The 26,311-nt window shown below is 60.6% G+C and carries 20 protein-coding genes; 8 read left to right on the forward strand and 12 right to left on the reverse strand.

The window, feature by feature from the left end; translation table 11 throughout:
* Window positions 1-33 precede the first annotated feature (33 nt).
* Both LPU83_RS54255 and rpoH read left to right on the forward strand, forming a co-directional pair.
* Window positions 34-1,068, forward strand: coding sequence for an RluA family pseudouridine synthase (locus LPU83_RS54255; protein WP_024315655.1), 1,035 nt, complete (start codon window positions 34-36; stop codon window positions 1,066-1,068).
* A gap of 160 nt (window positions 1,069-1,228) precedes the next feature.
* Window positions 1,229-2,137: an RNA polymerase sigma factor RpoH gene (rpoH, locus tag LPU83_RS54260; protein ID WP_024315654.1), complete on the forward strand. Its 909-nt coding sequence runs from the start codon at window positions 1,229-1,231 to the stop codon at window positions 2,135-2,137.
* 72 nt (window positions 2,138-2,209) lie between these two features.
* On the opposite strand, the gene LPU83_RS54265 is transcribed toward rpoH, so the two are convergent.
* Window positions 2,210-4,633 (reverse strand): hypothetical protein, encoded by a 2,424-nt coding sequence (locus LPU83_RS54265; RefSeq protein WP_037069993.1) that lies wholly within the window; start codon window positions 4,631-4,633, stop codon window positions 2,210-2,212.
* A gap of 60 nt (window positions 4,634-4,693) precedes the next feature.
* Complete coding sequence (locus LPU83_RS54270) at window positions 4,694-5,992, reverse strand: adenylosuccinate synthase (protein ID WP_024315652.1); 1,299 nt, start codon at window positions 5,990-5,992, stop codon at window positions 4,694-4,696.
* A gap of 197 nt (window positions 5,993-6,189) precedes the next feature.
* On the opposite strand from LPU83_RS54270, the gene LPU83_RS54275 reads away from it, so the two are divergent.
* Window positions 6,190-7,107 carry a DMT family transporter gene (locus LPU83_RS54275; protein WP_024315651.1) on the forward strand — a complete coding sequence of 306 codons (918 nt, stop codon included), beginning with the start codon at window positions 6,190-6,192 and terminating at the stop codon, window positions 7,105-7,107.
* On the opposite strand, the gene LPU83_RS54280 is transcribed toward LPU83_RS54275, so the two are convergent.
* The 5 genes from LPU83_RS54280 to ung all read right to left on the reverse strand — a co-directional run bounded on the left by LPU83_RS54280 (window position 7,104) and on the right by ung (window position 11,461).
* Complete coding sequence (locus tag LPU83_RS54280) at window positions 7,104-7,949, reverse strand: GNAT family N-acetyltransferase (RefSeq protein WP_024315650.1); 846 nt, start codon at window positions 7,947-7,949, stop codon at window positions 7,104-7,106. The genes LPU83_RS54275 and LPU83_RS54280 overlap by 4 nt on opposite strands.
* Window positions 7,950-8,326: 377 nt before the next feature.
* The gene (gene greA, locus LPU83_RS54285) at window positions 8,327-8,809 is read right to left on the reverse strand and encodes a transcription elongation factor GreA (protein WP_024315649.1); all 483 of its coding nucleotides are present in this window, start codon (window positions 8,807-8,809) and stop codon (window positions 8,327-8,329) included.
* 258 nt (window positions 8,810-9,067) lie between these two features.
* Window positions 9,068-9,676: an alpha/beta hydrolase gene (locus LPU83_RS54290; RefSeq protein WP_024315648.1), complete on the reverse strand. Its 609-nt coding sequence runs from the start codon at window positions 9,674-9,676 to the stop codon at window positions 9,068-9,070.
* Between the two features lie 11 nt (window positions 9,677-9,687).
* Window positions 9,688-10,620 (reverse strand): VOC family protein, encoded by a 933-nt coding sequence (locus tag LPU83_RS54295; RefSeq protein WP_024315647.1) that lies wholly within the window; start codon window positions 10,618-10,620, stop codon window positions 9,688-9,690.
* A gap of 139 nt (window positions 10,621-10,759) precedes the next feature.
* Entirely contained in the window at window positions 10,760-11,461 is a 702-nt protein-coding gene (gene ung / locus LPU83_RS54300) for a uracil-DNA glycosylase (protein WP_024315646.1), read from the reverse strand.
* Window positions 11,462-11,616: 155 nt separating this feature from the next.
* On the opposite strand from ung, the gene LPU83_RS54305 reads away from it, so the two are divergent.
* The 4 genes from LPU83_RS54305 (at window position 11,617) to LPU83_RS54320 (ending at window position 16,937) form a co-directional block, all read left to right on the forward strand.
* Window positions 11,617-13,041: a phosphomannomutase gene (locus LPU83_RS54305; protein ID WP_024315645.1), complete on the forward strand. Its 1,425-nt coding sequence runs from the start codon at window positions 11,617-11,619 to the stop codon at window positions 13,039-13,041.
* A 36-nt stretch (window positions 13,042-13,077) separates the two neighbouring features.
* A complete protein-coding gene (locus LPU83_RS54310) occupies window positions 13,078-14,505 on the forward strand; it encodes a mannose-1-phosphate guanylyltransferase/mannose-6-phosphate isomerase (RefSeq protein WP_037069996.1) in 1,428 nt (475 codons plus the stop codon).
* Window positions 14,506-14,601: 96 nt separating this feature from the next.
* A complete protein-coding gene (locus LPU83_RS54315; RefSeq protein WP_037069998.1) occupies window positions 14,602-15,918 on the forward strand; it encodes a UDP-glucose dehydrogenase family protein in 1,317 nt (438 codons plus the stop codon).
* 2 nt (window positions 15,919-15,920) lie between these two features.
* Window positions 15,921-16,937 (forward strand): NAD-dependent epimerase/dehydratase family protein, encoded by a 1,017-nt coding sequence (locus tag LPU83_RS54320; RefSeq protein ID WP_024317303.1) that lies wholly within the window; start codon window positions 15,921-15,923, stop codon window positions 16,935-16,937.
* An 18-nt stretch (window positions 16,938-16,955) separates the two neighbouring features.
* Here the strand turns inward: LPU83_RS54320 and LPU83_RS54325 are convergent, their stop codons facing one another.
* The 5 genes from LPU83_RS54325 to LPU83_RS54350 all read right to left on the reverse strand — a co-directional run bounded on the left by LPU83_RS54325 (window position 16,956) and on the right by LPU83_RS54350 (window position 25,052).
* Window positions 16,956-18,782: a putative bifunctional diguanylate cyclase/phosphodiesterase gene (locus LPU83_RS54325; protein ID WP_244656127.1), complete on the reverse strand. Its 1,827-nt coding sequence runs from the start codon at window positions 18,780-18,782 to the stop codon at window positions 16,956-16,958.
* 138 nt (window positions 18,783-18,920) lie between these two features.
* Entirely contained in the window at window positions 18,921-19,304 is a 384-nt protein-coding gene (locus tag LPU83_RS54330; RefSeq protein ID WP_374046200.1) for an NAD-binding protein, read from the reverse strand.
* 367 nt (window positions 19,305-19,671) lie between these two features.
* On the reverse strand, window positions 19,672-22,878 hold the full coding sequence (locus LPU83_RS54340) for an efflux RND transporter permease subunit (RefSeq protein ID WP_024317306.1): 3,207 nt from the start codon (window positions 22,876-22,878) through the stop codon (window positions 19,672-19,674).
* Between the two features lie 122 nt (window positions 22,879-23,000).
* Window positions 23,001-24,191 carry an efflux RND transporter periplasmic adaptor subunit gene (locus LPU83_RS54345; protein ID WP_024317307.1) on the reverse strand — a complete coding sequence of 397 codons (1,191 nt, stop codon included), beginning with the start codon at window positions 24,189-24,191 and terminating at the stop codon, window positions 23,001-23,003.
* Window positions 24,192-24,230: 39 nt separating this feature from the next.
* Window positions 24,231-25,052 carry an alpha/beta hydrolase fold domain-containing protein gene (locus LPU83_RS54350; protein ID WP_024317308.1) on the reverse strand — a complete coding sequence of 274 codons (822 nt, stop codon included), beginning with the start codon at window positions 25,050-25,052 and terminating at the stop codon, window positions 24,231-24,233.
* 167 nt (window positions 25,053-25,219) lie between these two features.
* Between LPU83_RS54350 and LPU83_RS54355 the strand changes: the two genes are divergently transcribed.
* Entirely contained in the window at window positions 25,220-26,131 is a 912-nt protein-coding gene (locus LPU83_RS54355; RefSeq protein ID WP_024317309.1) for a LysR family transcriptional regulator, read from the forward strand.
* The last annotated feature ends 180 nt before the right edge of the window (window positions 26,132-26,311 follow it).

Genomic DNA, 26,311 nt, shown 5'->3' on the forward strand with positions numbered 1-26,311 from the left:
CCGTTCTATAAAATAATTCGGAGAAGAAGCGTCTTGAGCGACCCCTTTAAACAAGCATCCGGCATTAGAAAAGTCCTGACTGCCGACGAGAACGCCGAAGGCCGTCTTGACGCGTGGATGACCGGGCAGCTTGGTGAAGAGTTTTCGCGCAGCCGCGTCAAGGCGCTGATCAAGGAAGGCCAGGTTTCTGTGGCCGGCAAAGTCATGGCCGACCCGCAGAAAAAGGTGCGTCCGGGCGATACCTTCGAGATCGTGCTGCCCGAGCCGCAGGATCCGACGCCTCAGGGCGAAGATATCGCGCTCGATATTCTGTTCGAAGACGATGACATCATCGTCATCTCCAAGCCGGCCGGCCTTGTGGTGCACCCTGCGGCTGGCAATTGGACCGGCACGCTCGTCAACGCGCTGATCTATCATTGCGGGGACAGTCTTTCCGGCATCGGCGGTGTCCGCCGTCCAGGCATCGTCCATCGGCTGGATAAGGACACCACGGGCGTAATGGTCGTCGCCAAGAACGACATCTCTCATCGTCATCTGTCACTGCAATTCGCCGATCACGGGCGGACCATGCCGCTGCAGCGCGCGTATCAGGCGATCGTCTGGGGCCGTCCTCGCTCGCTTAACGGAACGATCAATGCCCCGCTGGGCCGCGCCGTCGGCGATCGTACGCGCCGAGCCGTCAAACGACCCGAGACGCAGGATGCCGACGAGGCGATCACGCACTACGAAGTACTCGAGCGCTTCCACGAGAACCCCGACGCGACATCGCTCGCCTCTCTTGTCGAGTGCCACCTTGAAACCGGCCGCACGCATCAGATCCGCGTGCACATGGCGCACATCGGCCACCCACTGCTTGGCGACACCGTCTACGGAGCAGGTTTCAAGACAAAGGCAAACCTCCTTCCAGATACCGCCAGGAAGACGGTAAATGCCTTCGCAAGGCAGGCGCTCCACGCCTACATGCTGCAATTCGAGCATCCCCGCACAGGCGAAGTCATGCACTTCGAGGTGCCGCTGCCGCAGGACATGGAAGAGCTGGCAACGGCCCTGCGCGCCTCCTCAGAGTAACGCCTTCGTGAAGCGGCGTGTGGCCTTGAACCCCTGTTTAGCCATACTTATCTGTACATTGACTTAGTGCGGGCTCGGATAGAGCCGCACGTCCCGGTTCGCCTTTCGACGCAGGGGCGCGTTCCATTGGGAACCGGAATTCAGATAGGAGGGTGCTCTTATGGCCCGAAATAACTTGCCGTCCATTACCGCCGGCGAAGCCGGTCTCAATCGCTATCTCGACGAGATCCGCAAGTTCCCGATGCTGGAGCCGCAGCAGGAATATATGCTGGCGAAGCGCTATGCGGAACACGGCGATCGCGAAGCGGCACACAAACTCGTCACCAGCCACCTGCGCCTCGTTGCGAAGATCGCCATGGGCTACCGCGGCTATGGCTTGCCGATTGGCGAAGTCGTCTCCGAAGGGAACGTCGGCCTGATGCAGGCCGTCAAGAAGTTCGATCCGGAACGCGGTTTCCGTCTTGCCACCTATGCTATGTGGTGGATCAAGGCTTCGATCCAGGAATACATCCTGCGTTCTTGGTCCTTGGTGAAGATGGGTACGACCGCCAACCAGAAGCGGCTTTTCTTCAATCTGCGTCGCCTCAAGGGCCGTATCCAGGCTATTGACGACGGCGATCTGAAGCCGGAGCACGTCGCTGAGATCGCCACGAAGCTGAACGTCTCCGAGGAGGAGGTCGTTTCGATGAACCGTCGCCTGTCGGGCGACGCGTCGCTGAACGCACCGATAAAGGCCTCGGAAGGCGAATCCGGCCAATGGCAGGATTGGCTCGTCGACGACCATGACAGCCAGGAAGAAGTTCTGATCGAGCAGGACGAACTCGATACGCGCCGCCGTATGCTGGCGAAAGCGATGAGCGTTCTGAACGACCGCGAGCGCCGCATCTTCGAGGCGCGTCGCCTTGCGGAAGAGCCGGTAACGCTGGAAGACCTCTCGTCCGAGTTCGACATCAGCCGCGAACGCGTTCGTCAGATCGAGGTCCGCGCCTTCGAAAAGGTCCAAGATGCCGTGCGCAAGGAAGCGCTCGAACGCGCCAAGGCCGTTCGGGTTGTCGAAGCCACGGCCTAAGGCACAAATTCTCTGCAAATGAAAAGGGCGGGACCAGATGGTCCCGCCCTTTGTTTTAGCCTCAATCGGCAATCACTGGCTGGTCGATACGTCGCCGAAAGCAGCCCATTCCTTGATCGCGGCGTTGAACGCCTCCCCACCTGTGGCGCCCTTCTGCATCGTCAGAAGCGCGCGGCGGCCGTTGCGATAGGTGATCGGAATATCGATCCAGTCGCGGCTTGCAAGAAGTTCGAGGTTCGCCTTGCGCGCATCCGGATAGTCGTTGAGTGCAATCATGTGGAAATCGTCGGTGATCTTCGCCGGCACGGCAATCAGCGCGTCGCCACGATCCTGCTCGGTGCGCTTCAGGGAAATGCGCTGAACACTCTCGATGGCTCCGCCTTCGAAATTCGGCGGCAGCGAGAAGACGACCTCGACGATGTGGCTCGCCGGCAGAGACGGATCGGAATTGCGTTTGAACGTCAGCTGCGCCGACAGATTGCGTTCCGGAACGGTTACGGTCGCCTGTACGGTCGCTTCCTGCCTGCCGTCCGAGCCTGCCTCGTGCTGGAGGGTCCAGACGACCGAGCCCTGGATGGCGGTCGGCGAGCTCTGGCCGATCCGCTCCTCGTAAAGGAACATCTTCTCGGTGGAACCGAGCGGCGCGGCCTGCGTCGCTGCTCCGGCCGCCGGCGGCGTCGCCGCTGGCGCGGTGGCAGCCGGGGCGCTTGCTGCTTGCGTCGCTGAGGTCGCTGGCGGCGTCGTATCGGCCGAAGCAACGTTCTGCTCGGCTACCGACTTTCCTTCCGCCGTCGGCGTTCCCGGAACGGAGGCGGGGCCGCTGTCGACCTCGGTACCATCGGCAAGAAGCCGCTGGTTGAACTTGTTGTTGACGGAAGCGCCGTCATTCACGGAAGCAACTTCCTTGTTTGCTTCAGCCGGCTTTGCGTCACTGGTCTGCGGCGTTGCCGTATCGGGCTTGGCAGGGGTCTGCTCATTCTTCGCGCTCTGCGAAGGAGCGGCGCTGACAAGGTTCTTCACCATTGACGACAGCGCATCCCGATTGGTCCAAGCGGCATATCCGCCGCCGCCGACCACGCCCAGCGCAACGAGGATCGTCACGATGGAGCCGATGCCGAAGCGGCGGCGCTTCGGTTCCATACGGAGGTTTTTGCCCTGGAATTTGGCAGCAACGGCGCTGTCGAGATCGGCGGCAGGAACGCCGTCATCATCCTCGGCAACGACGCCACGATTGTCGTATCCGCGAAGCGGCCTTGCCTCTTGCCAGGCTGGATTGGCTTCCGGTGCAGCTTTTGCTGTCGGCGTCCCATGAACTTCCGAGAAGAGATCGCCGTCATCGAAATGGGCGGTGATCGGGATCTTCTTGCCATTTTCGATCGGTGGCAGGTCGTCGAAGGCTGCAGCCTCCCAGGAGAAGCCCTCGTTCGCGGCGGGCATCTTCACGCCGGCCGGCGTGTGGTCGATGCCTGCAATGACGTCTTCGAACGCGCGGGCCGCTTCACTTGCGGTAGCAACTGGCGCTGCTTCGGAAAACTGCCTGAGTTCTTCGAGCGCCCAGTCCGTCTGCGCATCCTTAGCCGGCGGTGCAGGCGTTTCCTCGACGGGCTCTGCCCATACCGGATCGAAATGTCCGGCGGCATCCGCGTGGAGCGGCTCCTCCTGGCTGCGATCCACGAATTCTTCCGGCGGACGATCCAGCCCAAAGACCGGTTCGACCAGGCGGTTGGTCAGATCGTAGTCGCGCGCAATCGGCTGCAGAGCCGGTTCCTCGTGGGGCGGCGCGGCCGGTCCGACAATGGGCTCCTCAGGTGCGCCAACGGGCTCCTCAGGTGCGCCAACGGGCTCCTCAGGTGCGCCAACGGGCTCCTCAGGTGCGCCAACGGGCTCCTCGTGACCGTCGTGATCCTCGTGAACAACCTCTTCGGAATGAGCGGCATGCCCATGCTCGACAGGCTCGGCTTCGCTGACAGGAGCCGGCGGCTCTTCATGCGCCCAATGTGCGTCCTGCTGCTCGGCATGTTCCGGCACAGCAGCGACAGGCTCCTCATGATAAGGGGCAGGTTCTTCGTGATAGGGAGCGGGCTCTTCGGTCGGCTCTTCGTCGGCAGGCGCAGAGCCTTCGGCTGCCACACGGTCTTCGTGGACCGGCGTCTCGTGCGCCGGTTCCTCAGCTGCTGCCTCGCTGGCAAGCCGTTCGGGAGCGGTTGCTTCCCGGTCATTGCCGGCGTCAGCGCTTGCCTCGACCTCAGGCCCGGCCGCGAGCGCAGCATCGTCGACTGGAACGGCCTCGGCATGCTCCGCTTCGACTTCGCCGATTGCAGCTTCGAGCTTTTCAAGCTGTCGTTGCAGCATCGCTTCCGGCGGGCGCGGTTTCATATTCTCGAGCTGCCGCTGAACAGCACCGCGAGCGCGCTCGTAGACTTTCACCCGCATCTCGGGAGTATTTTCAGACAGGCCGTCAACCGCCCGCCGGATCACTGCGATAAAATCCGCCATTCGAACTTTCTCTAAGAGTGCGGTCCGCCCTGCGAACCGCACAAATAATGACCCGCGACCTTAATCCTCAAACGGATCGGTCACAAGTATCGTGTCGTCACGCTCGGGACTTGTAGACAAGAGAGCGACAGGCGCCCCGATCAACTCTTCGACCTGGCGGACATACTTGATCGCCTGGGCCGGCAGGTCGGCCCAGCTGCGCGCGCCGACAGTGGATTCCTTCCAGCCTTCAAGCGTCAAATAGATCGGTTCGACGCGAGCTTGCGCGCCTTGGCTGGCCGGAAGATGATCGATCTGCTCGCCGTCCAGCTTGTAGCCGACGCAGATCTTCAGTTCGTCCAGGCCGTCGAGAACATCAAGCTTCGTCAGCGCGATCCCGGTAATGCCGTTCGTTGCAACCGACTGGCGCACCAGCGCCGCATCGAACCAGCCGCAACGACGCTTGCGGCCGGTAACCGTGCCGAATTCGTGGCCCTTTTCGCCAAGGAACTGGCCGATGTCGTCATGCAGCTCGGTCGGGAACGGCCCCTCGCCGACGCGCGTCGTATAGGCCTTGGTGATGCCGAGGATGTAACCGAGCGATCCCGGGCCCATGCCCGAGCCGGCCGCAGCCTGACCGGCAACGGTGTTCGAGGACGTCACGAACGGATAGGTGCCATGGTCGATGTCGAGCAAGGTGCCCTGCGCGCCTTCGAAGAGGATGCGGGCGCCCTTGCGGCGTTCCTTGTCGAGGAAAAGCCAAACGGTATCGCGGTAGGGAAGCACGCGGTCGGCAATCGACGTCAGCTCGGTCATGATCGTGTCGTGGCTGACCTCGGCGACGCCAAGGCCGCGGCGCAGTGCATTGTGGTGCGTCAGGATGCGGTCGACCTTGCCCGGCAGCGTATCGAGATCGGCGAGATCCATCACGCGGATCGCACGGCGGCCAACCTTGTCTTCATAGGCCGGACCGATGCCGCGGCGTGTGGTACCGATCTTCGTGCCGCTGTTGGACGCTGCATCTTCGCGGAAGGCATCGAGCTCGCGGTGCAGCGAAAGAATAAGGGTCGCGTTGTCGGCAATGCGCAGGTTCTCGGGAGAAATCTTCACGCCCTGCTTTTCCAGCTTCTCGATCTCGGCGATCAGCGCATGCGGATCGACGACGACGCCGTTGCCGATTACAGCCATTTTGCCGGGACGCACGACGCCGGATGGCAAGAGCGACAGCTTGTAGCTGGTCCCATCGATGACCAGCGTATGGCCTGCATTGTGTCCGCCCTGATAGCGCACAACGATGTCCGCACGTTCCGAAAGCCAATCGACAATTTTGCCTTTGCCTTCGTCACCCCATTGCGAACCGACCACGACTACGTTCGTCATTCACGTCTTCCTGTTAAAGGCGGATTTAACCGCACCCTTCTCAAACCCGCGCATCTATAATGCTTTGTTACCGGGAAAGCGACCCTGTTATGCCGCCGGAATCGGCTTTTTACGTGACAAATCAGCCATCATCGGGCTATTGGCCGATCATACCCTGAGGTTGAGAACCGCATCGCCGCCATCTGAAAGAATCGCCTGTGCAGGTCGCCGCTTATATTTCTCTCGTCGTCGCAGCGCTGTGCTGGGGCGCAAACGCGGTGGCGGGCAAGCTCGCGCTTGGGCACGTCAGCCCGATGATGCTGACGTTTCTGCGCTGGTTCCTTGCAACAGCACTGATTGCCGCCGTTTCGTTACCGCAATTGAAGCGCGACTGGCCGATTGTCCGCAGGAATTTGCCGCTGCTCTTCTTTTACGGCGTCATCGGGTACACGCTCTTCAACGCCATGCTTTACTCGGCCGTCAAGTATACGACCGTGATCAACGTCGCGATCGAGCAGGCCGGCATTCCGATGCTGATCTTCCTGCTGAATTTCGTCTTCTTCCGCACAGGCGTCTCTACTGCGCAGGTCGTCGGCTTCGCCATGACACTCGGGGGCGTCGCATTGACCGCCGCGCATGGCGACCTGACGACCCTGCTGCGGCTTGACCTCAATCGCGGCGACGGCCTCATGCTGATTGCTGTCGCCGCCTACTCGGTCTATACGATTTTTCTTCGCTGGAAGCCGCCGCTCGACTGGCGCACATTGATGGCCATCCCCGCGCTCGGCGCGACGCTGACCGCCGTGCCGCTTCTCATTTGGGAGGGCAGCCAGGGCGCCGTTCGGCTGCCTGACAGCAAAGGCTGGCTGATCGCCTTCTACACCGCGATCTTCGCCTCCCTGCTCGCACAGATCCTTTACATCAAGGGGGTTGAGGCGATCGGCGCAAATCGCGCCGGGCTCTTCATCAACCTCGTTCCGGTCTTTGGCACGCTGTTGTCGGTCGCCCTGCTTGGCGAGCAGCTGCAGGCCTTTCACTTGATTGCGCTTGCGCTTGCATTGGGCGGCATCGCCATTGCCGAAAAAGGCCGCCCTGAGCGAGCTGTCTCGACGGCGCCTGCTTCGCCTATGGATTAGCCGAGCTCCAGCGTCGTTACGCCGAAGACGTTCTTGAGCGCAACGTTTGGCGCTGTTCCCCGATACATCCGGGCGGTTTCGAAGACAGGCGCCAAGCCCATGCTCTCGGCAAGCTCAACCGCCTCCCCATTGCTGGTCGGAATATCGATGAAGACCTTCGCTCCCTTGGCATGCGGCGTGAGGGCCGAAAGCAAGGCTGCGGCGCTATCCTTGTCGGCTGCAAACAGCGGGCCGATCTTGTAGCCTTCATAACAACGGCGGATCGTCCCGTACCCACGGATCTTGCCACTCTTGCGCACCACAGCCGAGTGCCGGTCCTTGCGCGTTGCACACCACGACGCCACAAACGCCGGCCGCGGAGCCGGAAAGATCGTCGCGTCATAGCGCAGCAATCCGTCAAGCTTGCCTGAGACGGCTTGCGCGACCAATGTCGATTCCGGCACGGCTGATATCACGCCACCGTAGCGAACCGTCCGATAGGCCTCTTCGAAACCGGCCTTGCGGTAATTGTCTTGCTGCGCTGGGACACCGTCCAGGCCGATGCTGCGGCCTTCCGCAGACGCCATGCCGGTATTCCAGATGGCTTTGCCGTAGCCCCTGCCCCGAAAATCCGGATGGACGATATAAAGCCCGAGGAACGCAAAATCCTCGCCATATTTGACGACGGAAATCGAGGCGACCGGCACCTCCCCCAACACGCCAACGAAAAAACCGGATGGGTCCGCATCGTGGAAGGCATTGGAATCGTCGAGGCCGGGATTCCAGCCCTCCTGACGTGCCCATTCAAGCACTAGCTCCAACTCACCGGGTCGCATCGGGCGAACGGCAAACTCCGAATTCATGCGGCATCCCTAAATCAGATCGACCGCAAGTACGCACTCGCGGGACAAACAAGAATGAAAGTCTAACAGCCGTAAAGCCAGCCGGCAGCGAAGAAACATGTTCATGGCTGAGGCGATCTGCATCGATCGTCATGAAGCACGACCCGAAATTCTTCGCATCGCAGTATCATGGAACAGGGAGATTACAATCTCAAGGGAATTACTTAAGACAACATGAAGGCACGGCAAATTCCCAGTAACGGCCACGTGAGGGCAACCAATTTTTGCTTTGCGCCAAGATCGTCCACGTACGACTGGGAACAGTTCGCATACCCGAGTTTCAGAGTCATAAGCTTCGAAACCGGCCGTCGCGTTCGCATGATGCCGAGATGGACGCCCTAAGAGATGGCGATGACCTCAAGCTCTTGACCGGCTACACTGACGACATCACCAATCGTTTTGCCGATGAGGGTCCTTGCCACCGGGGATACGAAGGAAATCGAGCCAGCTTTGGGATCAGCTTCGTCCTCTCCCACCACCCGATAGGTCTGTACGCGTCCATCGTCACGGCCGAAGGTCACGGTGCTTCCAAAGGCGACGTTGTCGAATGAAGTCGGGTCAGGGATAACCTGCGCCGTGCGAACGCGTGCGGCCAAGTAGCGTAAATCCCGTAGTGGGTTTGCTGCCTGCCGCCGTCGTTCATTCACGTCCTCTATGGTGCTCGCGGCATCGTAGGCTTCGCGAGCTTGCTGGAGCTGCAGTTCCAAAGCCTTCAACCCCGCTTCCGTAACAAGGTTCGGATGCGGCGAAATTGGACGGTCAGGCAAAAGCGTTTCCGACGCAGCTTCGGCACTTTCTTCTTTGACGAAGGCAACACTCAATTTCGAAACTCCGCTTTGGTGCTCTCTGTGGTCTTGGAGCGCATGAACGATAGTCCTGAATGATCGGAACCACGCATATCCAGCAACAGTGCGGCGACACCGACTGGATGGTGGCAGCCGCAATCGATCATATACCATCTTATCCGATGGTCACAGCGCCCACCGGAATATCACAGCCACAGATAAGCCTATTGGAGTATCACCCTCCGCATTCGAATGGGGCTGTCGGATGGCCAAGGGCCATTCGACAGGAGCCACTTAATGATACGGGTCGAAGAACCTGTGAATGGCGTCGATTTCGTTCTGTCGGATATCGTGCCCACCTGCATGCCACTCGGTCGTGACAAGAGCATTCTGGGCTTCGAAGTAGTCGGCCAAAGCCCTCGTGACGGGCGCAGGGCTGATCGGGTCGCGCTCACCGGCGGTGATCAATATCTTGCGCCTAGCCAGTGCGGTGTTCGCCTTCGGCTGAAATGGGATCAGCGGATGCATCAGCACCGACGCATCGAACAGTCCCTTATCGATCAATACGTTGGCAAGAATATTTGCTCCGTTCGAGAAGCCAAGTCCGAGGATATCGGTGGCCTCATGTTCTTTCGCCAGCGTTGCGACATAAGCGGCCATCTTCTCCGTTGCTCGGGCAAGATCCGTCATGTCGTAGACGCCCTCGCCAGTGCGTTTGAAGAAGCGTGCCGAACCAAACTCCGAGACGTCGCCGCGCGGCGAGACAATCGTCGATTCCGGCAATAGGCGCCGCGCGAAATCGAAGAACTGGTTTTCGTCGCCGCCCGTTCCGTGCAGCACGAACAGAATGGGCTTTCCGGGTGCACCGGCCTGCAGCCGGTGCGCATAGCTGTTATCGGTCATCATGCTTCCCCTTAGGCTTCAAGCGGCTGCAAGTGCTGCTCGATGAGGGCACGCAGGTGTTGGTGCTGCTGCGGCAGCTTCAACGCTTCGCCAAGATGTGCGGTGTCCTCGTCACGGTTGAATCCGGGCTCGTTCGTCGCAATCTCGAACAGGATGCCGCCCGGGGTCCGGAAGTAAATCGCCCAGAAATAATCACGGTCAATGACAGGCGTAACCTGATAGCCGGTGTCCATCAATGCCTTGCGTACTTCGAGCTGCTTCTCTCGGTTTTCTACGGCGAAGGCCACGTGATGAACGGAACCTGCACCGGGCAAAGCGCGCGAAACGTTCGGCATCGTTTCAAGATCGACGAGATGCGCGCCGTTGCCACCAGGAATGGTCAAGCGTTTCACGCCATCGCGTTCTTCCTGGACGTCGTAGCCCATGAACTTGAGCAGTTCGGACGTAGCACCGTCATCGCGCAACCGCATGGCAACCGAGTGGAAACCGCGGATCGCGTGATCCTCGCTGATGCCGCCGTGCGTCCAGGGCAGGCGATTGTCATCGTTGACTTCGACAAGCGCAAAACCGTCGCCATCAGGACCGGCAAAGTTCAGGCGCTTTTCGCCGAACGTTTCCTCGGTTTTCAGGCCGGTGATGTTCAGCTTGCTCAGGCGATCGCTCCAGAAACCGATCGAACCCTGCGGGACCGAGAAAACGGTGGTTCCGACTTCGCCGGTTCCAGGGCGACCTTGCGCCATCTTCGGGAACGGGAAGTAGGTCATGATGGTGCCGGGCGCACCGGTTTCGTCGCCATAATAGAGGTGATAGACGTCAGGCGCGTCGAAGTTCACGGTCTTCTTGACGCGGCGCAGGCCGAGCGCGTTGGTGAAGAATTGGTTGTTGGTGCGGGCATCCTCCGCCATCGATGTGACGTGGTGCAGGCCCTTGATTTGATCGAGCATTTGAGACCCCTTTCTTGCCCGCCTCGCGGGCTTCGGATGGGGTATAGATGATTGCTAAGGGCCGATTGGAATAGTCCCGCCGACCGGAACGCATTGTCTCTTTCTAGTGAACGACAAAATGAAATCGTTCAAAAAGAGCCTAGATATCATCTGCGGCGGCGGGCAGCGGCCAGTCGATCGGTGCCCGACCGCGCGCCTGCAAAAACGCGTTGGCCTTGGAAAAATGGCCGCAACCGAAGAACCCGTTGTGCGCGGAGAGCGGTGATGGATGCGGCGCCTTCAACACAAGATGGCGCGACGTGTCGACGAAGGCGGCCTTGCGCTGGGCGTAGGCGCCCCAGAGCATGAACACGACGGCATCGCATTCGTCATTGACCTTGCGGATGACTGCGTCGGTGAAGCGCTCCCAGCCCTTGCCCTGGTGTGATGCGGCCTGCGCCTCCTCGACCGTCAGCACGCTGTTTAGCAAAAGCACTCCCTGCCGCGCCCAGTGCTCCAGAAATCCGTGCCGAGCCGGCGGAATGCCCAGATCGCTCTGCATTTCCTTGTAGATATTGACGAGTGACGGTGGGATTCGAATGCCCGGTCGAACGCTGAAACAAAGGCCATGCGCCTGGCCGAGCCCATGATAGGGATCCTGCCCCAGGATCACGACCTTGACGTCGGCCAGTGGCGTCAGGTCAAGAGCGCGGAAGTACTCGGATCCCTTGGGAAATATCCGTTTGCCTTCCTGTTTCTCGGCGACGAGGAACGCTTTGAGTTGCTGCATGTAAGGGCTGGCGAATTCGCAGGCGAGAGCCTCTCTCCAGCTTTCCTCCAACGCAACCGACTGTTCATTCATGGACGGTCCTCGTCCGCTTGGATGCGCTTTCAGCTTGCCTCGAAGCGGGATTTGGCAGACATTTTATTGTTCGTCGGGGTTCACTATTTACGAACGCTGAGTAGATTGCGGTCGAATCGCTGGTGAATTCAAGCATATCCGGGGGCTTATTCAGAATGAAATTCGGAACAAGTGGGCTTCGCGGCCTGTCTGTTGACCTCAAGGGGCGAGCTTCGGCGCTCTATGCCACCGCCTTCGGTCGCTATCTGCTCGACAGTGGAATGGCGCGCCACGGCGATGCCCTGCTGATCGGCGAGGACTTCAGGGATTCCAGCCCTGAAATCGCGGCAAACTGCGCCGATGCTTTGGCCGGCCTCGGCTTCGACATTCTCGACTGCGGCACCGTCCCAACGCCGGCGCTTGCGCTCTATGGCCTGCAGCAAAAGGCCGCTTGCCTGATGGTAACGGGCTCGCACATTCCAGCCGATCGCAATGGCATAAAGTTCTATCGGCCGGACGGTGAGATAGGCAAGGCAGACGAGGCAACGATCACGGCCGTGGCCACAGAACTCGATCGCGCCGGTTTTGCGTTTCAGCCCCGCGGCACCAAACCACAGGATCGGTCTGTCGAATGCCTGGCAGATTTCCGCGAGCGGAATGCCAATATTCTCCCCACAGGCGCGCTCGACGGCGTCAAAGTCGGTGTCTACCAACACAGCACGGTCGCCCGTGACCTGCTGGTGGACCTCTTGAAGCATTTCGGCGCAACAGTCGTGCCGTTTGGCCGTTCGGAAGCATTCATACCCGTCGACACCGAGGCCGTTTCGCAAGAGACGATTGCCAAGCTCAAGGATGTCGCAAGGCAGCATGGCCTCGACGCGGTTGTCTCTGCGGATGGTGATGGCGATCGCCCGTTGGTGGCAGATGAGACCGGCACGCCGCTGCGCGGCGACCTGCTTGGACTGATCGCCGCAGACTTTCTCGGCGCGACATCGGTGGTGACGCCCGTGACTTCGAATTCCGGCATCGAAGCTGCCGGTCGCTTCAACATCATTCGCACCCGAGTCGGCTCTCCCTTTGTGATATCAGGCATGCAAGACGCACTCGCAGCCGGGCAGACCCATGTCGCCGGTTTCGAGGCAAACGGAGGCGTGCTGACCGCGAGCGACTTCGACGTCAACGGCCATAAGCTGCGCGCCCTGCCGACGCGCGATTGCTTCGTGCCGATCCTGGCGACGCTGTCTCTCGCAGCATCCAGACGGCAGCCGCTTTCGGTCATCGCCGCCTCCTACCATCTGCCGTTTGCCGCGGCCGACCGCCTTGAGAATTTTCCGGTTGAGACCAGTGCCCGGTTGATGGCGCATCTCCGTGCCGGCTCCGTCAATCTCGCGGCGTTTCTGCAGCCGATCGGCGAGGTCGGCGGCGTCAGCGACATCGATGGGCTTCGCGTCACGCTGAAGGACCGAGGCATGATTCATTTCCGCCCCTCCGGCAATGCCCCCGAAATGCGCTGCTACGCCGAGGCGGAAAGCGAAGCCGCCGCCCTGGCGTTGCTGCACGCCGGTCTGGAGCGGATTCGCTGGTGGGCGCAGGCGAACTGATTGGCGAAGCAAAAGAGATATTCAAGGACACTCCACATGACACAGAAGATCGTTCCCGTGATTATGGCTGGCGGTAAGGGCACGCGCCTCTGGCCGCTGTCGCGTGCTGCAGCACCGAAGCAATTCATACAGTTTATCGGCGACAAGACACTTTTCCAGGAGACGCTGCAGCGCGTGTCCGATCCGGCGCTCTACGAGGCTCCTGTCGTTCTCACCAACGAAGAGTTCCGCTTTCTCGTCGCCGAGCAGGCACGCGAACTGGACATTGGCCTCGAAGCCATTCTGCTCGAACCGGTCGCCCGCAACACCGCTGCCGCCGTTGCAGCGGCTGCGACGCTGGTGAGCAAACGCTTTGACCAAGACACAATCATGCATGTGCTTGGCTCCGACTATGAGATCGTCGCCGACGACACCTATTTTGACTGCGTCCGCATCGCAGCTGCGACAGCCGCCGAAGGCAAGCTCGTGACGTTCGGCATCCAGCCGACCGAGCCGGCAACCGGCTACGGCTATATCGAAGGCGGAGAAGCGCTGACGACCGGTGCAAGGGTGGTGGCACGCTTCATCGAAAAACCGCCGCTCGCCAAGGCGGAAGAGATGCTCGCCGCAGGCAGCTTCTATTGGAACTCCGGTATGTTCATGTTCTCGGTTTCGTGTCTGCTCGATGAATTGCGCACCCACGCTCCCGAAACGATAAAGGCGGCCGGAGAGGCCGTCGCAAACGCCAAGACAGATCTTGATTTTACGCGCCTCGATCGGTCAGCGTTTTCCGCCGCGCCGAACATCTCGATCGACTACGCCATCATGGAAAAGACGAGCAACGCCGCCGTCGTCCCCTCGCCCTTCAAGTGGTCCGATCTCGGCAGCTGGGATTCCGTCTGGAAGAGCGGCAGCCGCGACGAGCATGGCAATGTGGCGGCCGCCAATACGACCGTCGTCAATACCAAGAACTCGCTCATCATGACACATGGCGTGCATCTCGCCGTCCAGGGCATGGACGACATCGCCGTCATCGCCAGCGAGGACGCCGTCTATGTCGGCCGGTTGCAGGACAGCCAGGACGTTGGAAGCATCGTGAAAATGCTCGCTGCCGCCCCATCGACATCGCAGCTGACCGAGACGCACCCGACCTCCTACCGGCCGTGGGGCGGCTACACGTCGGTGCTGAACGGCGACCGCTTCCAGGTCAAGCGCATCTTCGTCACGCCGGGCAAGAAGCTGTCGCTGCAGAAGCACCATCACCGCTCCGAGCATTGGATCGTCGTCAAGGGCACGGCCGAGGTGACGATCGGCGAAAACGTGCAGATGCTCAGGGAAAACGAATCCGTCTACATTCCGCTCGGAGAAATCCATCGCTTGGCCAACCCCGGCAAGATCATGCTTGAACTGATCGAAGTCCAGACCGGATCCTATCTCGGCGAAGACGATATCATCCGCATCGTCGACGAGTTCGGGCGCAGCTGATCATCTCTGTCTTGAACTTATAAACGACGCCCTGTAACACCATTGCGGCCCCGGCCAATCGGCCGGGCCGCGATTGCTGTCCCAGGGAATGTACCCATGCGTATTGTGATGATTGGCTCGGGCTATGTCGGCCTTGTCTCCGGTGCCTGCCTCGCCGATTTCGGCCACCATGTCACCTGTGTCGACAAGTCCGCCGCGAAGATCGACGCCCTCGAAGCCGGCAAAGCTCCGATTTTCGAACCCGGCCTTGATAACATCATCGAGCATAACCGCAGCGCCGGTCGCTTGGATTTTTCCAAGGAGCTGGCGGCATCGGTTGCGGAGGCTGAGGTCGTCTTCATCGCTGTCGGCACGCCGTCGCGGCGCGGCGATGGCCATGCCGACCTGAGTTACGTCTATGCGGCCGCCCGCGAGATCGCGGCGGCGGTCTCCGGATTTACCGTCGTCGTCACCAAGTCAACGGTTCCCGTCGGCACCGGCGACGAGATCGAGCGCATCTTCCGCGAGGAATTCCCCGAGAAGGATATTTCCGTCGTCTCCAATCCGGAATTCCTGCGCGAGGGCGCCGCAATTAGCGACTTCAAGCGCCCGGATCGCATCGTTCTTGGCACCGAGGAGCCGCGCGCCGTGGAAATCATGCGCGAGGTCTATCGCCCCCTCTACCTCAACGAGGCACCACTCTACTTCTGCGAACGCCGCACCTCCGAGCTGATCAAGTACGCGGCCAACGCCTTCTTGGCGATGAAGATCACCTTCATCAACGAGATCGCCGACCTTTGCGAGCAGATCGGCGCCGACGTGCAGAAAGTGGCCAAGGGCATCGGCATGGACAAGCGCATCGGCGACAAGTTCTTGCATGCCGGCCCCGGCTACGGCGGCTCGTGCTTCCCCAAGGATACACTGGCGCTGGTCAAGACCGCGCAGGATTATGACAGCCCGGTTCGCCTCATCGAGACGACGGTCGCGATCAACGACAACCGCAAGCGTGCCATGGGCCGCAAGGTCATCGCCGCCTGCGACGGCACTGTTCGCGGCAAGAAGATTGCGATCCTCGGCCTGACCTTCAAGCCGAACACCGACGACATGCGCGACGCGCCGTCGATCACCATCATCCAGGCGCTGCTGGACGGTGGCGCCAATGTTCAGGCCTACGATCCGGAAGGCATGGAGATGGCAAAAGAGGTTATCGGCCCGATCACCTACGGCAACGACCCCTACGAGATCGCCGAAGGTGCGGACGCCATCGTCATCGTCACCGAATGGGACGAATTCCGGGCGCTCGATCTCAAGCGGATGAAGTCGCTGGTGAAAACCCCGACGATCGTCGACCTGCGCAATATCTATCCCGTCGCCGAAGTGACCAAGCATGGCTTTGCCTATTTCGCTATCGGAAAGAAGAACGAGAAGCAGTAGAGATGCGCTATTTCATCACCGGCACTGCGGGCTTCATCGGCTTTCATCTTGCCCGCCGCCTGCTGCAGGATGGCCACGAAGTCGTCGGCTTCGATGGCATGACGCACTACTACAACATCAAGCTCAAGCACATGCGCAACGCGGCGCTGGCACAGTTTCCGGCCTTTCGCTCGGTGACAGCCATGCTGGAAGATCGCAAGGCCCTGGAAGAGGCCGTGGAAAGCGCAACGCCCGATGTGATGGTGCATCTCGCAGCGCAAGCCGGTGTGCGCTACAGCCTCGAAAACCCGAAGGCCTATCTGACGTCCAACCTGGAAGGGTCCTGGAACATCCTCGAGATCGCCAAGGATGTCGGTGTCAACCATCTGATGCTGGCCTCGACCTCGTCGATCTATGGTGCCAACCCGACTGTTCCCTTCCGCGAGACAGACCGGGCGGACGAGCCGCTGACCTTCTATGCGGCGACGAAAAAATCGATGGAACTGATGGCGCACAGCTATGCCCATCTCCACAAGATCCCGACCACAGCCTTCCGCTTCTTCACCGTCTATGGCCCCTGGGGCCGTCCCGATATGGCGCTCTTCAAGTTCGTGAAGAACATGCTGGAGGACCAGCCGATCGAGATCTACGGCGAAGGCCAGATGAGCCGCGACTTCACCTATATCGATGACCTCGTGGAGGCGGTTGTCCGGCTCTCGTCCGTTGCTCCGTCGGAAGCCAACCGCGTGGCCGACCAACGTGTCGAGACGCTTTCGCATCAGGCTCCGTTCCGTGTCGTCAATATCGGCGGCGGTCAGCCCGAGAACCTGATGACCTTCGTCGAGACCGTCGAAAAGACACTCGGCCAGCCGGCAAAGCGCAAGATGCTGCCGATGCAAAAGGGTGACGTGCCGCGCACCTTTGCCAGCCCCGATTTGCTGGTGGCTCTGACCGGCTACAGGCCGGAGACGACGCTGAATGTCGGCGTGAAGGCTTTCGTCGACTGGTATCTGGAAGCCCGCGGCGAACTTGAGCCGTAAGCGCTCTACCCAGGCAAGCTAACGACGAAGGTTGGCGGCCTGCGTCGCCTTTTTCGAAGCGAAGATGCTATCGATCTCGGATGCCGGCAGCGGATGGCCGAGCGCGAAGCCCTGCAACGTGTGGCAGCCGAGCTTGGCGAGCGTCACGGCATGGTTTTCGGTCTCGACTCCTTCCGCGATAATGTCCACACCGAGAGCCTTGCCGATCTCGACGATCGACTTGACGACGCGGCGCTGCTCGGAGGACGTATCCACCTCGCTCACCAGTTGCCGGTCGATCTTCAGGCGTGCCGGGCGCAGCCGGACAAGGCCGATGAGCGACGCGTGGCCAGAACCGAAATCATCGATCTCAATCTCGATTCCCATCTGCTTAATGCGATCGACAGTCTGCAGGAGCTCGTCGTCGCAATCATCCAGGAAAATCGTCTCGACCAGTTCGAAAACCAGGGCACCTTCCGGTATCTCGAGCGTCTCCAGAGCGCCGATCAATTGCGGATCGTAGAGGCGCTGTCCCGAAATGTTGACCGAGATCCGTGGCAAGGCCGTTGCATGCTGCCCCCAGCTCAGCCGGTCCGCGAGAACGCGCCTCAGGATCGAAGCGTCGATTTCGGACGACAAACCGAACTCGTCGGCGATCTTCAGGAAGATACCGGGTGAGAGAGTGCCACGCTCGCTGTGATGCCAGCGTGCCAGTGCCTCGATGCCGACGATCTCGCGCGTATGGGCATCGAGCTGCAATTGGTAAAATGGAATAATATCGCCTTGCTCCAGCGCAAGCTTCAGCTCTTCTGCAAGGCGCCGCTTGCCCATAAGATCGTCTTTGAGCTGCTGTGAAAAGAACTCGACGCGGTCGCGCCCCGATGTTTTTGCCTGATAGAGCGCGATATCGGACTCAGCGAGCAGGTTGGAGCCAGAGCGATCTGCCGACCAGGAAATGCCGATCGAAGCTCCCGATTGCAGCATTTCGTGGCCGAAGCGAATCTTCTTCTTCAAGCGCCGCTGCACGTCACGCGCCATACGATTCAGTTCGGTCAACCCTCCGAAATTGACGAGAAGGATGACGAATTCGTCGCCACCGATACGTGCCGCCATTGCGGCTTTTGGAATGGCGGCCTCGATCCGCAAGGCCGCGGCACGCAGCACGACGTCGCCGGCGGCATGGCCATGACTGTCGTTGATCTGCTTGAACTCGTCGAGGTCGAGGTGGAGAACTGCAAGCGTCGAGACCGAGGCGTCCTCGGCCAATTCGGCCAGGCGTTTGTCGAAAAGGCGACGGTTGGGAAGACCGGTCAGATAGTCGTGTTCCGCCACATACTCGATGCGTGCACTGCTTTCTTCCAAAGCCAAGGCCCGCGCCTCGGCGACCGCCCGTTGGCGAGCCGCCTCGTTCGCAAGCAGTACGTCTGCCGTGACGTCCCACTCCGCGCCGACAAAGGAGGGCGACCCATCGTCGTTCACGTAGAAATGGGCCCGTGATCGGATATATCTTATCTCGCCGCCCGGCCAAACGATCCGAAACTCCGAATTATATTGCCCGCGTCTGGCAATGGCGTCCTCGAATTCCTGTTCGGCGCGCGCGCGATCGTCGGGGTGAATTGCGTTTGACCAGATGGCAGTCGGGACCGGACCACTCTTTCTCCCGGTCTGGTAGAGCCGATGCATCTGGACATCCCAGGCGATCTCATTCTGATCGAGGTTGTGCTCCCACACACCGATCTGTGACGCATCGAGTGCAAGCTCAAGGCGCCGCAAAATGTCCTGGAACTCTCGTTCGGACCGTGTGGGACTGCTCGATGCCAACGCCGTCCAAGCCTCATGCAGCTTCAAGTAACAGTGTGGTGTCATGCCGACACCACGGAAGTCCTTTGTACGTGCCGAACCAACCTTTTGGCGAGAGATTAATTAGAACACCCTAAAAATCCATCAATCATTGTAGGTCGAACGCAGCGTCGATTTTGACAGAGATCCTGTGCACTAGGCAATTCAGCCTTTCGAGGAACGGTGTTTCGTTTCTTCGAGTTGCAGCAGCAAACCGCTGTGATCGGTTTCGCCGCCGCCATGTTCGACGAACTCCGCAAACTCGGCGCGAACGGCCTGCGTCAGCGGCAGCGTTAGCGAGAGGCTTTCCGCAGTCGCAGTGATGTTGGTCAGATCCTTGGGCTGCAGCCTCGAAGGACCGGCAGTTGCGAAATCGCGGTCGACCATCCGCTGACCGTGAATGTCCAGGATGCGGCTTTCCGCGAAGCCACCGCGGACCACGCGGCGCAATGCCTGCGGTGAACCACCGCCCGCTTCGAGCAGCAGCATCGCCTCCGCGATGGCCCCTCGCTCAGCCCCGCCGGACACGATCGCGGCAAGATGAGACACGACATCGGGCCTTGAGGCGGCGACGATCCGTGCGGTCTGTCCTTTAGCAGAAATATCGGCAGCGCTCGCCGCGACACGCCCAGTGAAGCCTTCCCGGGCGACCGGTGTGACGACGTCGACAAGGGAAAGCGAGTGACAGCCTGACCTGCGAGCCGCCCGTCGGCGACGAGCCGCGTGGTCAGCTTGCGCCCGATCATTCCCGCTGCGCCAATAATGACAATATGCAGTGGCGGCCTCCATCAACCATTCACCGCGCGCCTGCCCTCGCCCGGCTCTGTCCTTCGAGACGTAGCCGCATGGTCAGCCCATGAAAACAGGAAAGGCGGAGCACTGCTCCGCCTTTCCACGTCTCGCCGCGCAGTGGGGGCTATTCGGCAGCGAGCCGTATGACTTTCGCTTCGTTCTCTTCCTGCTCGTGCTCGTGCTCCTTGTGCTGCACCAGCGGACGGTTGCCTGTCAGCTTGCGAACCAGCACGTAAAACACTGGCGTCATGAAGATGCCGAAGAACGTCACGCCGATCATGCCGGAGAACACGGCCACACCCATCGCGGCGCGCATCTCGGCACCTGCACCGGTTGAAACGACCAACGGCACGACGCCCATGATGAACGCCATCGAGGTCATCAAGATCGGACGCAGGCGCAGGCGGCTTGCTTCGATTGCCGCCTGTACTGGCGTGCGGCCTTCGAATTCCAGCTCGCGAGCGAATTCCACGATCAGGATCGCGTTCTTCGCCGAGAGGCCGACAAGGACCACCAGCCCGATCTGCGTGAAGATGTTGTTGTCTCCACCGGTCAGCCAGACGCCTGTCAGTGCCGCCAACACGCCCATCGGCACGATCATGATGATCGCGATCGGCAGGGCAAGGCTCTCATACTGTGCAGCGAGCACGAGGAAGACGAGCAGCAGCGCCAGCGGGAAGACGATCACGCCGGAATTGCCCGCCAGGATCTGCTGATAGGTCAGGTCCGTCCATTCGAAGGCGATGCCCTTGGGCAGCGTCTCGTCGGCGATCTTCTCGATCGCCGCCTGAGCCTGGCCTGAGGAAAAGCCCGGAGCTGGACCGCCGTTGATATCGGCGGAGAGGAAACCGTTATAACGGTTGGTCCGCTCCGGCCCGGTTGTCGCGTTCACCTTCAGGAGCGCAGACAGCGGGATCATTTGGCCCGATGCGGAACGAACCTTCAGCTTGCCAATGTCCTCGGGCTGGGCACGGAACTTGGCATCGGCCTGGACGCGCACGCTGTAGGTGCGGCCGAATGCGTTGAAGTCGTTGACATAGAGCGAACCGAGATAGATCTGCAGTGTCTCGAAAACGTCGGTCACAGGGACACCCAGCTGTTCCGCCTTCTCACGGTCGAGATCGGCATAGAGCTGCGGAACATTGATCTGATAGGCAGAGAATATGCCCGTCAGTTCAGGCGTCTGGTAGGCCTTGGTGATCATCGCCTTGTTGGCCTCGTCGAGCACCTGATAGCCGAGACCGGCCCGGTCTTCGAGCTGCATCTTGAAGCCGCCCGTCGTGCCGAGACCATTGACCGGCGGCGGCGGGAACATCGCAATGAAGGCATCCTGGATCGCCCCGAACTTCTGGTTCAGGGACATGGCGATCGCACCGCCTGAGAGCGCCGGCGACTTGCGTTCCTCGAAATCCTTCAGCGTCACGAAGACGATGCCGGCGTTCGAGGAGTTGGTGAAGCCGTTGATCGACAGGCCCGGGAAGGCGATGGCATGCGCGACGCCGGGTTCGGCCATGGCAATGTCGCTCATCCGCTTGATGACGTCTTCGGTGCGGTCGAGGCTCGCAGCATCCGGCAGCTGGGCAAAGCCGATCAGATATTGCTTGTCCTGAGCCGGCACGAAGCCGCCCGGTACGGCATTGAACAGACCGTAGGTCGCGCCGGCGAGCGCCAGATACACCAGCATGACGATGCTCTTGCGCGACACGAGGCCGCCGACGCCCTTTCCATAGCCCCGGGAACCGGCACCGAAGGCCTTGTTGAAGCCCCGGAAGAACCAGCCGAAGACGGCATCCATCCCGCGTGTCAGCCAATCACGCTTGGCGTGATGGTCCTGCAGCAAGAGGGACGCGAGTGCCGGTGACAATGTCAGCGAGTTGAAGGCCGAGATGACGGTCGAAATCGCGATCGTCAGCGCAAACTGGCGATAGAACTGTCCCGACAGCCCGCTGATGAAGGCGAGCGGCACGAAGACGGCGACGAGCACAAGTGCGATCGCGATGATCGGGCCGGAGACTTCCTTCATTGCCTTGTAGGTTGCAGCACGCGGACTGAGCCCGTTCTCGATGTTTCGTTCGACGTTTTCGACCACGACGATCGCGTCGTCCACCACGATGCCGATCGCCAAGACGAGGCCGAAGAGGCTGAGCGCGTTGATGGAGAAGCCGAAGACATACATCACCGCAAACGTGCCGATGATCGAAACCGGAACGGCAATCAGCGGGATGATCGAGGCGCGCCATGTCTGCAGGAACAGAATGACGACGATGACGACGAGCGCAATGGCTTCGAGCAGCGTGTCGACGACCTTCTCGATCGACGACCGGACGAACTTCGTCGTGTCATAGACGATCTCGTAGCTGACGCCGTCAGGCATCGCGGTCTTCAGCTCTTCCATCGTCTTTTGAACTTCGTCCGAGATGGTAATGGCATTGGAACCCGGAGACTGGAAGACCGGGATAGCGACTGCCGGCTTGCCATCGAGGATCGAGCGCAGCGAATAATCGGCAGCGCCGAGCTCGATGCGGGCAACGTCGCGAAGACGGGTGATCTCGCCATTGGCGCCGGTCTTGACGATGATGTTGCCGAACTCCTCGGGCGTCTGCAGGCGGCCCTGCGCATTGACGTTGAGCTGCAGGTCTACACCTGACAGGCTCGGCGAAGCGCCGATCGTGCCGGCTGCGGCCTGCACGTTCTGGCCGCGGATCGCATTGGTGACGTCGCTGGCGGCAAGGCCATGCTCGGCAGCCTTCTGCGGGTCGATCCAGACGCGCATGGAATAGTCGCCCGAACCGAAGACCTGAACCTGTCCGACGCCATCGATACGCGCCAGCCGGTCCTTGATGTTGAGGACGCCGTAATTGCGCAGATAGGTGATGTCATAGCGATTGTCGGGCGAGATCAGGTTCACGACCATCATCAGGTCGGGAGAGCTTTTGACCGTCGTTATGCCGATGGTCTTCACCTCTTCCGGCAGACGCGGTTCGGCCTGCGAAACGCGGTTCTGGACGAGTTGCTGTGCCTTGTCCGGGTCCGTGCCGAGCTTGAAGGTGACCGTCAGCGTCATGACGCCGTCGGAAGTCGCCTGGCTGGACATATAGAGCATGCCCTCGACGCCGTTGATCTGTTCTTCGAGCGGCGTTGCGACCGTCTGCGCAATAACCTCCGGGTTTGCGCCGGGATAGGTGGCACGCACGACGATCGATGGCGGAACGACTTCCGGATATTCGGAAATCGGCAGTGCGCGCAGGCCGAGCAGACCGGCGACCACTATGAGGACCGATAGGACCCCGGCAAACACCGGACGGTCGACAAAGAATCTGGAGAAATTCATTTCAAAGCCCCCTCCGGGATGAAACTGGGATGCAACGACCCCCTCCGGCGGTTGGGAGGCCGCCGGTGGATCGCGTCTTTCGGAATTTCCGCGGGGCGCCGAGACGCTCCGGATGCTTCGGCTTATTGAGCCGTGGCGACTTTCTCTTCCGCCTGCGGCGCAACCACTGCGCCCGGACGGATACGCTGCAGACCATTGACGACGATCTTGTCGCCGACGGTCAGGCCGCTTTCAACGATACGCTGGCCTTCCGCGGCCGCACCGAGCTGGACGGGCCGATAGCTCACCTTGTTCTCCGCATCGACGACGAACACGAACTTCTTGTCCTGGTCCGTGCCGATGGCGCGGTCGCTGATCAGGATCTTGTTCTCGGCCTTCGGCTCGCCCATGCGGACCCGGACGAACTGGCCGGGGATCAGCTTGCCGCCGGGATTGTCGAAGACGGCGCGAACGCCGATCGTGCCGCTTGCCGCATCGACCTGATTGTCGATCAGTTGCAGCTTGCCCTTGATCGGCGTGCCCTGATCCGCCAGCGTGCCGACCTCGACCGGGATCTGCTCGACGGCGGGGACGGCACCATCATCGGCTGGTAGTTCGGCAAGCGCCTTGGTGACCATCTCTTCGCTGGCATTGAAGCTTGCGTAGATCGGATCGACCGACACGAGCGTCGTCAGAGCGGGAGATGTGGAGCCAGCGGCAACAAGGTTACCAACGGTGATCTCGATCTTGCCGACACGGCCGGCAACCGGCGCATGGACCGCGGTGTAGCCGAGTTCGAGCTGTGCCGAACGAAGCGCCGCCTGGGCGGTACGCAGGCCGGCCTGCGCTTCAGTGAAGGCATTCTGACGCTGATCGAGATCGCTTTGCGAAATCGTCTTGTTGTCTGAGAGCCTGCGGCCGCGTTCCAGCTCGATCTGCGCGAGGTTGACCTTCGCCTCGGCAGATGCCACCTGGCCCTCGGCCTGGGAAACCGCCGCCTGATAGGGCTCGGGGTCGATAGTGAAAAGCAGATCGCCCGCCTTCACCAGCGCGCCTTCGCGGAAGTGCACGGCTTGGATGGCTCCGGCCACGCGCGAACGGATCTGCACGCGGTCGACGGCCTCAAGCCGGCCGGAAAACTCCTGCCATGTCGTCACGTCACGGCTGGCGACGAGGGCAACCGTCACCGGCACAGCGGGAGCCTGTGCGGGTGTGGAAGCGGCCGTGGCGGTCGTGCTCATCGGCAGTTCGAAAAAGATGGCTGCGGCCGAAACGGACGCAGCAAGTCCCAAGCCGGCGCCCACGAGGGCCCAGCGCTTCTTACTGGACGTCATTGTTACTCTCCTTGCGGCCCTTGAAATGGCCGGATTCAATCAGTTCGTCTTCAATGCAATAGGTTGGCTGCTAATATCGCGAACAAAGCCCTCGAACTGGTCAGTGATCGTGTGTTGCCAATTCGACGTGTGTTCGGACTTCCCGCCATAAAGGGATGGCCAACCTGTCCCGGCGGGGAGGACATTTCGGCGAACTGCAACACCAGCCTGTTTCAGGCGATCCGCATAACCGAGCGTCTCGTCACGAAGGGGATCATCTTCTGCCGTCAGAACAAGTGCCGGCGCGACCCCTGCGATACGGGAACACAAACACGGTGCAGCATAGGGATGACAGCCGCCGCCACTGAGATAGTGGCTCCAGCCTTCGGTCCAGCGCTGGCGCATACCGATGCCGTCAGCTTTGCGGATGGACGACGTTCCCATGAATGGGTCAAGCAGCGGCGAAATCAGAACCTGACCATCGAGTGCATCGGCATAATGGTCACGTGCCTTGAAAGCGACACCGGCAGCAATGTTGCCACCCGCCTCTTCGCCAGCCACGATAAGCAGAGAATTGCGATCGCCGAGACCCGACGCGCGCTTGTTGGCGAGATAAGAGAAGATCGAATAGCCGACTTCGAGCGGCTTCGGAAAGACATTGCCGAGCGGCGCATTGTAGTCCGGCACTGCGACGATTGCGCCGGCTTTCGCCAAGCTCTGCGCAACCACGCTGTCCTTGATGCCCGACTGCAGAAAGGCGCCGCCATGAAAAAACAGTATGATCGGCGAACCCTTGCCGAACTCGGCGCCCTGATAGACGCGTGCGGAAACGGGGCCGATGGCCACCTTCTCCATCACTATGTCTTTCACCTGCACCGCCATCGTTCCGGCTCGCGTTTGACCCACATAACGTATTGCGCGCCAAGATGGCTTGCAATTTCTGAGGAAAAGATATTGTTATTCCACTGTCGGAATAAGAAGCGATAGTGCGATTACACTGTTCCGAATTTCGAACAATACCGCAGTGCAACCTGCTTAGGTGATTTCCGATGGACCAGCTCTCGGCAATGCGCGCTTTCATCCGCGTCGTAGAGACGGGCAATTTCACACGGGCCGCCGACACGCTCGCCATGCCCAAGGCGACGGTGACCAATCTCATCCAGGGGCTTGAGGCGCATCTGCACACCAAGCTTCTCAACCGCACCACGCGCAGGGTCATGGTGACGACCGACGGCGCGCTCTACTATGAACGAGCGGCCCAGATCGTCTCCGAACTCGAGGAACTGGACGGCAGCCTGTCGAATTCGCAGGGACTGCCGACCGGACGTTTGCGCGTTGAGATGGCAGGCGCTTTTGCCGACTGGATCGTCGTGCCCGCGCTCTGCGACTTCTACCAGAAATACCCGGATATCCGCGTAGACCTCGGCGTGGGCGACCGCACCGTCGACTACCTCGCCGAGAACGTCGACTGCGCGCTTCGCGGCGGAACGCCCGCCGACCAGTCACTGATCGCAAGGCGCGTCTCAGAAGTCGAAATGCTCACCTGCGCAGCACCGCTCTACATCGAAAAATTCGGCATTCCAACCCGCCCCGAGGAGCTGGAAAACGACCATTATTCAGTGAGTTACTTCCGTGCCCAGACCAACCGGACACTCCCATTCGAATTCCGCAAGGACAATGAAGATTTGGAGATCAATCCGCGTTACCTGCTGTCGGTCAACGACAGCCGAACGTTCGTCAATGCGGCATTGAACGGTCTCGGCATTGCACAGCTGCCGCGCTTCATGATCCGCGACGCATTGGCGAAAGGCGACCTCGTGGAGATTCTGCCGGAATGGAGCCGCGAGCCGTTGCCGCTCTACATCGTCTATCCGCCAAACCGGCACCTCAGCAACAAGGTCCGCGTCTTCGTCGACTGGCTGGTGAAATTGCTCTCGGACGCCAAACTTAATGACGCCTGACGCAATTGCGGCCCGGGAGGAGTTCCTTGACGGGCCGCAACTGTCTGTCATCGAATTCCGTTCAGACCCTGCCGCGCCACCAGGGAAATGGCTCGGCCGGTATCTGAGGTTGGCGCCCGGAGTTGGAGGTCTTCCAGTCGCCTTTCGTCCGAGCATCATAAGCCTGCCCTTGCCCATTTG

This window comes from Rhizobium favelukesii (genome assembly GCF_000577275.2).
In the GTDB taxonomy this organism is placed as follows: domain Bacteria; phylum Pseudomonadota; class Alphaproteobacteria; order Rhizobiales; family Rhizobiaceae; genus Rhizobium; species Rhizobium favelukesii.